Origin of the sequence: Dyella sp. (genome assembly GCF_051954575.1) — a bacterium.
GTDB lineage: Bacteria > Pseudomonadota > Gammaproteobacteria > Xanthomonadales > Rhodanobacteraceae > Dyella_B.
The window spans coordinates 1-8,601 of the sequence record NZ_JBQCHP010000154.1 but is presented as its reverse complement, the minus strand read 5'-3'; the positions used below and the strand labels follow the sequence as shown (position 1 = coordinate 8,601).

Annotated in this window: 7 protein-coding genes; all 7 read left to right on the top strand. The window is 60.8% G+C overall.

Translation table 11 applies throughout. From position 1 onward, the window contains the following. The first annotated feature begins 191 nt into the window (after positions 1–191). A complete protein-coding gene (locus ACTHNE_RS18870; RefSeq protein WP_440270028.1) occupies positions 192–692 on the top strand; it encodes a molybdenum cofactor biosynthesis protein MoaE in 501 nt (166 codons plus the stop codon). After that, entirely contained in the window at positions 670–1,245 is a 576-nt protein-coding gene (gene mobA / locus ACTHNE_RS18865; protein ID WP_440270027.1) for a molybdenum cofactor guanylyltransferase, read from the top strand. The genes ACTHNE_RS18870 and mobA overlap by 23 nt, the downstream gene beginning before the upstream one ends. Further along, positions 1,242–1,598 carry a hypothetical protein gene (locus tag ACTHNE_RS18860; protein ID WP_440270026.1) on the top strand — a complete coding sequence of 119 codons (357 nt, stop codon included), beginning with the start codon at positions 1,242–1,244 and terminating at the stop codon, positions 1,596–1,598. The genes mobA and ACTHNE_RS18860 overlap by 4 nt, the downstream gene beginning before the upstream one ends. A gap of 169 nt (positions 1,599–1,767) precedes the next feature. After that, positions 1,768–2,682, top strand: coding sequence for an extracellular solute-binding protein (locus ACTHNE_RS18855; protein ID WP_440270025.1), 915 nt, complete (start codon positions 1,768–1,770; stop codon positions 2,680–2,682). 114 nt (positions 2,683–2,796) lie between these two features. Next, positions 2,797–3,570 carry an ABC transporter permease subunit gene (locus ACTHNE_RS18850; RefSeq protein WP_324943636.1) on the top strand — a complete coding sequence of 258 codons (774 nt, stop codon included), beginning with the start codon at positions 2,797–2,799 and terminating at the stop codon, positions 3,568–3,570. Next, positions 3,570–4,541, top strand: a complete 972-nt coding sequence (locus ACTHNE_RS18845) for an ABC transporter ATP-binding protein (RefSeq protein ID WP_440270024.1) — start codon at positions 3,570–3,572, stop codon at positions 4,539–4,541. The genes ACTHNE_RS18850 and ACTHNE_RS18845 overlap by 1 nt, the downstream gene beginning before the upstream one ends. 592 nt (positions 4,542–5,133) lie before the next feature. Then, a complete protein-coding gene (locus tag ACTHNE_RS18840) occupies positions 5,134–8,307 on the top strand; it encodes a TonB-dependent receptor (RefSeq protein WP_440270023.1) in 3,174 nt (1,057 codons plus the stop codon). Positions 8,308–8,601: the final 294 nt, after the last annotated feature.

Genomic DNA, 8,601 nt, shown 5'->3' with positions numbered 1-8,601 from the left:
CGGGCGAACGCCGAAATCATGTTACTACCGTCGTGCCAAGCACTCAAAACTTTTTTGTGTTTCCTTCGGACGCTTATTTGAAGTGGATTCCGGCGTTCGCCGGAATGACGACAACGCAAGCCAGCCGTCTCTCCGAAAGCTTAGATACCCGTACTGAACTTGCTCGCTCTTCATAACTCGACGCTGCTTATATGACCGACCTACACACCGCCGTCATCGACATCTGCGACGGCGTACTCAACCCCGCCGACGCCCTTGCCTTCGTCTCCGACCCGCGCTTCGGCGGCATCGACATGTTTATCGGCAAGGTGCGCGAGCACAACCTCGGCCGCGTCGTGACCGGCATCAGCTACGACCTGTTCGAGCCGCTGGCGCTGCGCACCTTCGAAGAAATCGGCGAACGCGCGCTGCGCAAGTTCGGCGGCCCGATGAAGCTGTATATCGCGCACGCCAAGGGCGATCTGCGCATCGGCGACATCGCGGTGATCGTCGCCGCCGGCACGCCGCATCGCGACGAGGCCTTCAAGGCCTGCCGCATGGCGATCGAGGCGGTCAAGCACGAAGCGCCGATCTGGAAGCAGGAACACTATATCGACGGCCACAGCGAATGGAGCGAAGGCTGCTCGCTGTGCGACGAACATCGCGAAGCCGAAAAACACGCCAAGGCGCATGCGCACGACCACGGCCACTGAACCCTTGCCGTGCATCGGCGTGGTGCTGGCCGGAGGGCGTTCCTCGCGCATGGGCCGCGACAAGGCGATGCTGCCATGGCAGGGGCATCCGCTGATCGAACACCAGATCGCCGTGCTCCAAGCCTCCGGCGTGCGCGAGGTGAAAGTCAGCGGCGATCGTCCTGCTTATCACGGTGTCACCGATTCCGTACCGCAGGCCGGTCCGATCGGCGGCATTGCTGGTATTGCCGACAGCTGCGAGGATGGCGAGCTGCTGATCGTTCCGGTCGACATGCCGCGCTTGCAGCCTGCGCTGTTGCAGCGCCTGCTCACCACGGCGAGCACCGCCGGCTGCGTGCGTTTTACCGATCACATGCTACCCACGCGCCTGCGGCTGGATACGCATTGTCGTGACACGCTGCATGCCCTGCTTGCGGCCAGCGATCGACGCGCGCGCTCGGTGCGCGCCTTGCAGGAACGCGTCGGCGTGCATGAAATCGCCTTGTCCGAAGATGAAGCCGCACAACTGATCGACTGCAATACCGAACAAACCTGGCGGGAGCTCAATGCATGAGAGTGCAACTGGAAGACCAAAGCCTGCGCTTGCGTATCGATGAAGATGAACTGGCGCGATTGCTCACGGGCAGCTCCGTGGACAACCGCACATCCTTGCCCGATGGCCATGTGGAAATGCACCAGGTCAGCCTGGCACCACGTATCGGCTGGCAGCGCGAACATGCCGTGTTGCATATCTGCCTGCCGGAAGACGATGTGCGCGCATTGAGCCAGCGTTTGCCTTCGCGCGATGGCCTGGAGTTTTCGCTGTCGACGCCGCACGGCGATACGTTGACGATCCTGTTCGATGTGGATGTGCGCGATAGTGCGCGCAAGCGGCCGCATAAAGGACCGAAGGGAGAGACACCATGATGCTTCGTATCAACGCAGCACGTGAAGTATCCACTCGTCATTCCGGCGAACGCCGGAATCCAGTTCCAAAATGCGTCCGAAGGACACATAACTGATGTCGAGTGCTTCGCACAGCGTATTTAAACTGGATTCCGGCGTTCGCCGGAATGACGATGAGGAATTATTTGGCATGCGCAACAAATGGCTTGTTCGTATCATGCTTGTAACGCTGTCGTGCCTGATGCATGCAACCAGCGCTGTAGCACAAGCAACCCCTACGCTGCGCATCGCCTATGCCGGCTCCATGGGCGTCGTCATGGACAACGCCGCCGGCCCCGCCTTCGCCAAAGCCCATCACGTCACCTACCAGGGCATCGGCCAAGGTTCCTACGCGCTGGCGCGATTGCTCGCCGCGCACCAACTGCAGGCGGATGTCTTCGTCACCATCACGCCCGGGCCCATGCAGCTACTCAAGCAAGCCGGACTGGTCGCCAAGGCGGAGCCGATGGCCAGTACGCAGATGGTTGTCGTGTACAGCCCGCACAGCCGCTTCGCTGCCGATTTCGCCGCTGCGTCGCGCGGAGAACGAAAATGGTATGAAGTGTTGAGCGAGCAAGGCGTGCGTCTGGGCCGCACCGATCCGGCCATCGATCCACAAGGCGCGAACGTATTGCTGACCCTGCAACTGGCCGCGGAGTTCTACCATCGGCCGGAGCTGCTTACGACGATCGCCGGCGCGCCGCAGAATCCGTCGCAGATGTTCACCGAGCCGTCGCTGATGTCGCGGCTGGAAGCTGGCCAGATCGACGCGGCCATCGGTTACGCCAGCGCGGCGCAATCGCATCATCTGCCGACGATTGCGCTGCCGGATGAGATCAACCTTGGCAGCCCGGATCTGCAAAAACCCTGGTACGACCGTGCATCCGTCGCCCTGCCCGACGGCAAGGTACTGCGCGTGCAGCCGCTGGTGTTCTATGCCGGCGTACTGACCAATGCGAAACAGCCGGAGCTGGCGCGTGAATTCGTGAGTTTCCTGCGCAGCGCCGAGGGACAGGCGTTGTTTCGCGAACACGGTTACAACGCTCCGCGCGGAAGCGAGTTGTAAGACAGGATGGTCCCGTAGGTTGGGTTAGCGCAGCGTAACCCGACCATGGCGGTCGAACTTCGTTGGATTACGCTGCGCTAACCCAACCTACGATAGCCCTCTGCAAAGGCGGACATGACCCGCACTGCTTTCAAGCTGCCGCTCCCTGCCCTCGCCAGCCTGCTGACGCTGCTGCTGCTCGCCACGCCGTTTATTGGCCTTGCCTTCGCTACCTCGTGGCACAGTTTCGGCTTCGCCGAAGGCGATGGCCACGCCATCGTTGTCTCGCTTTGCTACAGCGTGCTCGCCTTGACCCTGATCATCGCGTTGGGTACGCCGCTGGCGTGGTGGCTGGCGCGTCATCGCGTGCGGGGCCTGTGGCTGATCGATGCCTTGCTGTTGCTCGCCCTGCTTACACCACCGCTGGCGATGGGTTTGTTGCTGGCCTCGATGTACGGTCCTTATGGCGCTGCCGGTAGCTTGCTTGAGCGTGCCGGACTGGTGCTGACCAATTCCGGCCCGGCGTTCGTGATGGCGCAGTTCTACAGCGCCCTGCCCTATTACGTGATCGCCGCGCGTGCGGCATTCGAAAGCGTGCCGCGTGAACTGGAACAGATCGCACTCACGCTCGGCCACTCGCCCTGGCGCAGTTTTTTACGGATCAGCCTGCCGCTGGCACGACTGGGATTGGCGGCCGCCGTTGCGCTGGCCTGGGTGCGCGCACTGGGTGAATTCGGTGCGGTGCTGATCGTGGCGTATTACCCGCAAGGCATTCCGGTGAAGCTGTGGGTGAACTTGCAGAACGTCGGCCTGAGCGCGGTGTATCCCTTGCTGTGGGTATTCTTTCTGATCGCCATGCCGCTGCCGCTGGTGCTTGGGCTGGCTGCCCGTGGAAGGCGTTTGATCTGATGCGCATCGATTACCGTATCGAACAACCGATCGCCTTGCATGCGGCCTTCGACGTCGAAGGCTTCACGGTATTGCTGGGCGCCAGCGGCGAAGGCAAGTCGCTGTTGTTGCGTGCCATTGCCGGACTCACGCCGGCACGCGGCGAACCGTTCGACGGCATGGCCGCACAACACCGCGCCGTGGGTTACCTGCCGCAGGGCTATGCGCTGTTTCCACACCTCAATGCGTGGCAGAACGTAGCGTTTGCATTGCGCGGTCCGCAGCGGCGCGCGCAGGCCATGCATCTGCTGGAGCGCGTGCACATGGTGGAATTCGCCGAGCGCTATCCTGCGACGCTATCGGGCGGGCAACAGCAGCGCGTAGCCTTGGCGCGCGCCCTGGCACGCCGGCCGCAATTGTTGTTGCTGGACGAACCCACGTCGGCGCTCGACCCGGTCACGCGTGATGATGTCATCGCAGAATTGATCAGCGAGGTGCATGAATTCGGCATCCCCGCGCTGGCCGTCAGCCACGACCCGCATCTGGCCGCTGTAGCGGATCGATTGGTGCTGATGCATGGGCGTCGCATTATCCAGATCGGTTCGCCTGGCGAGGTCAACACGAATCCCATCGACGGTTCGGCAGCACGCTTGCTTGGGCATCGCAATGTGCATCGCGGACGGATCGAGGCTCAGCGATTGATATGGCAGGACGGCGCCATTGCACTGCCGGTCCACAGCGATGCGTTTGAGGGAGAGGCCGATTGGACGATCGACCCGGCAGCGATTCGTCTGCTGGATACACGCGATGGCTTGCCAGATGCGGTGCCAGTGTCGATTGAAGTGCGGCACGTGATCGGGCAGACGATGCAGCTGGGTGTGCGATGCGGCCAGGGGCGGTTGTGGGTATCGGTGCCCGTCGGCCAAGCCGTTCCCGCATCGGTGGCGGTGCAGCTGCCGGCTGAGGCGATTCGGTGGTGGAAACATTCGTAGGTTGGGGTGCAAACCCCAACATCGCGATGTATGCGTGCATGACAATGTTGGGGTTTGCACCCCAACCTACGGCTGCGCGCTAAACACGACAAGCACGAGCGTTTCTCGCTGAAGCGGCGATATTGTTAACGCTACCATGCGGCGCACATAAATATACACACGAAGATCCCAGGCAAAACACAAGTGACTTTTACGAATTTGCGCACGCAAGATTTCCCTTCGTAGCTATAATCCCGCGCTGTCTTGCCTGGTTTATTCCGGCCAGTCATACGCCCTGTCGCGCCATTGCCGCGGTCCTTACGCAAGGATTTTGCGTCGCGCAAAAATGCTTTACCCCTTAAATCGTGCGTTTGGTAGCGCTAACCCAAATGCGGCGACTGCAAACGAAAAATCATTAGCATCCATCGGCTGTTTCGTAATTGTGCCTGCATAACCGGTCATATCCACTACGCCATGCCCAGGGCGGGGCGCCGGGGGGGCGCCTTGCCGAATGCTTTACGGGCTGATTCCGGCGTGACGATGAACAACAGACAAGCCGGCTGGCATACGCCAGTAACGGCCGTGCATCACCGACCGAGGGGAGTAACCAGGCATGAAGAGCAAGGGGCAAATAGTGAGGTTGCAGCATGGCGCGCGTCCATCTGCCACCGGTTGCCGGCTGGCGGCGGCCATCGCCTTGGGTTTAGCGCTGCTGGATGCACCAGCGATGGCGTCGGCACAAAGCAACGGCCCGACCGCTGATGCAGCAAAGCCGGCCACGGCCGATGCAAAGGCCGATCCCGCCAAAAAGACCAAGGCCGAGCAACAGAAGGACATCCAGAATCTTGCCGGCATCTCCGTCACCGGCATCCGCGCCAGCCTGGAATCATCGCAGTCGCTGAAACAGAACGCCGACCAGATCGTCGATTCGGTCACCGCCACCGATATCAATGCCCTGCCCGACCGCAGCGTCACCGAAACGCTGCAGCGCATCAGCGGCGTGACGGTGGACCACTACCTGGCTGACGACGACCCCGACCATCCCTCTGCCGAAGGCAGCGGTGTGTTGATCCGCGGCCTGCCTTATGTGGCCAGCCTGCTCAACGGCGCCGAAAGTTTTTCGGCCAACAATGGGCGCGCGTTGAGCTTCGAAGACGTGCCAGCGGAACTGATGCAAGGCGTGGATGTGTACAAGAACCCGTCTGCGGAACTGATCGAAGGCGGCATCGGCGGCACGGTGGATCTGCGCACGCGCATGCCGTTCGATGCACCGGGCCAGGTAGCCGCTTTCTCCACCGGCATCAATAAGGGCGATATGTCGAAGCGGAGCAAACCGTCCGCATCGTTCCTGTACAGCAATCGCTGGAAGACCGAAAACCTCGGCGAATTCGGCCTGCTGTTCGACGTGTCTTTCTCCGAGCTGGCCTCACGCACAGATGGCATCCAGATCAATCCCTATCTGCTCGAGCCACAGAACAACCTCGGCAACTGCCCGTGCGAGCCCACCACTTCGGTGGGCAACGTGGCCATTCCCGGCGACATCAACTATTACCAGATGGACCTTGAGCGCAGACGTACCGGCATCTACGGCGCCTTCCAGTGGCGGCCAACCGACAACCTCGAGTTCGACTCGCGCTTCTTCCGTTCCAATTACAGCCTGCAATGGCAAGAGCACGAGGTGCAAGCCAACGAGGGCAACTACTACAACATGATCCCGGTGCCGGGAACATCATTCAGTTACGACAACGGCGTCTACGCGAACGGCGACATGGTGTCCGCTTCGTGGCAAGGCGGCGGTACCGGCCCGGCCAAGGCGACGTTGAATACGGGCTATCCGCCGATCGGCGGACCCAATTACTACGCCCTCACTCGCCAGCAGACCCAGTTCGTTCGCACCACCGACTGGACCAACACGTTCAAATACAACATCAGCGACAACATGATCTGGTCGGGCGGCATACAGCTGGTCAAATCCACCGCCAACACCCTGGACTTCACGGTGTACAACCAGTTCTACATGCCGCCGTCACAGGTGAACATGAGCGGCGGTACACCCAGCCTTACGGTGCTCAACAACAACGCGTACCAATACATTCCCTCCAACACCACCAATCCCAACAGCCTGACCAACTACGCCAACTATTACCTTGGCGCGGCGCTGGACCATCTCGAATACGACTACGCCATGCTGCGCGCCGCGCGTACCGATCTGGAATACAACTTCCGGGACAGCAATTGGCTGCAGTACTTCCGCGTGGGTGTGCGTGTTACCAGCCACGACACGTACAGCAGCAACAACAGCAGCAGCTACAACTGGGGTCCGATCAGCCAGGCCTGGCAAAGCGGCTACACCGGCCCCTCCTCACTGGACTGGGCCAACACCATACCGGCATGGATGAACCAGCAATTCACCTTCAGCAATTTCTTCCGCGGCCAGACCCGGTTGCCGAGCACGCTGGTGTTTCCCACGATGTCGCTGGTGGGCAATTACTACGGCGCGATTTCGGCGCTGCGTGCGCTTGAAATGTCCGGCGGGGCCGGCGGCTGGTGTCCGCAATTTTTCAGCACGGCCCAAGGCGATGCATGCAATCCCGGCGCGGGCATGAGCGCCGACTACATGCACGAATCGACGCAGGCTGCCTACGCCACGCTGTATTTCGGCAACGACACGGCGCTGGGCATTCCCTTCGATGGCAACATCGGCTTGCGCTTCGTGCGCACCAGCTTGAATGCGAACGGCTCGGTCACCTATCCATCGTCCAGCAGCATCCAGAATGCCGACGGCATCACGCCAGCGCAGATGGCGCTGTTCAACGGCGCCACCACGCCGATCAATGGCGCCTACAGCTATCACAACCTGCTGCCCAGCCTTAACCTGCGCTTCAAGCTGACCGACGACCTGCAACTGCGCCTGGCCGCATCCAAGGCCATCACCCGCCCGACCATCAGCCAGCTCAATTCGTACATGGTGATCGGTACATCGTGGACTTCAGGCGGTGCAGGCCAGCAGGCAAGGTTTGCCGGGTTCAATGCCTCCACTGGCGGCAATCCCACCTTGAAGCCGATGGAAGCCAATCAGTTCGACGCCGCGCTGGAGTGGTACTTCGCGCCCACTGGCGAGCTGTACACCACGGTGTTCAAGAAGAACATCTCCAACTACGTCACCACCGAGGTGCACACGCAGATCATCGATGGCGTGCCGGTGGCGGTGAGCGGCCCCACCAACGCGGGCAGCGGCACAGTCAAAGGTGCCGAACTGGGCTACTCGCAGTTCTTCGACTTCCTGCCGGGCGCCTTGAAGGGCCTGGGCGTGCAGGCCAACTACACTTTCCTCGAGAGCAGCAAGGTGCATGGCACGACGTCATGCGATCCGAACCATGGCAATGGCTCGTGCCCGTCGAGCGACGTGGTCACCAATCCCGGCCTGCCCATGCAAGGCCTGTCGCCCCACAATTACAACGTCACCGGCATGTACGAACACGGCGACTGGTCGGCGCGTCTGGCCTGGTCGTGGCGCAGCCGCTATCTGATCACGCCGGTCGATTCGGGCGACACCTACCTGCCGATGTGGAACGGCGCTTCGGGGCAGCTCGACGCATCGATCTTCTATCATCTCAACAAGAACATGCAGGTAGGCCTGCAGATGAACAACCTCACCAACACCGAACAGAAAGTGCTGATGGGTCCCACCACGTACATCAACGGCTTCACGGATTGGCGCCTGTACACGCGCGCGCTGTTCATGACCGATCGCCGCTATGAGCTGGTATTTCGCGCCAACTTCTGATGCTCCCCGGCCGACAAGCAATCCTCTTTGATGGTTGCCTGTCGCGTTACCGCCGCTGGCATGTGTGCATGCTGGCGGCGCTTTTTGTAGGTTGGGGTGCAAACCCTGATAGATCCTCACGTTTTTGCTTTTTTGATGCCCGAAGAATCAGTAGGTTGCGTTCTTTCTAATCGACAAAATTTAGCGTCGTCATTCCGGCGAAAGCCGGAATCCAGTTTGAATACGTCGTGCGCAGCACACAAAACCATTTATGGGGTGTGCTTCGCACGCCATTTTTGACTGGATTCCGGCTTT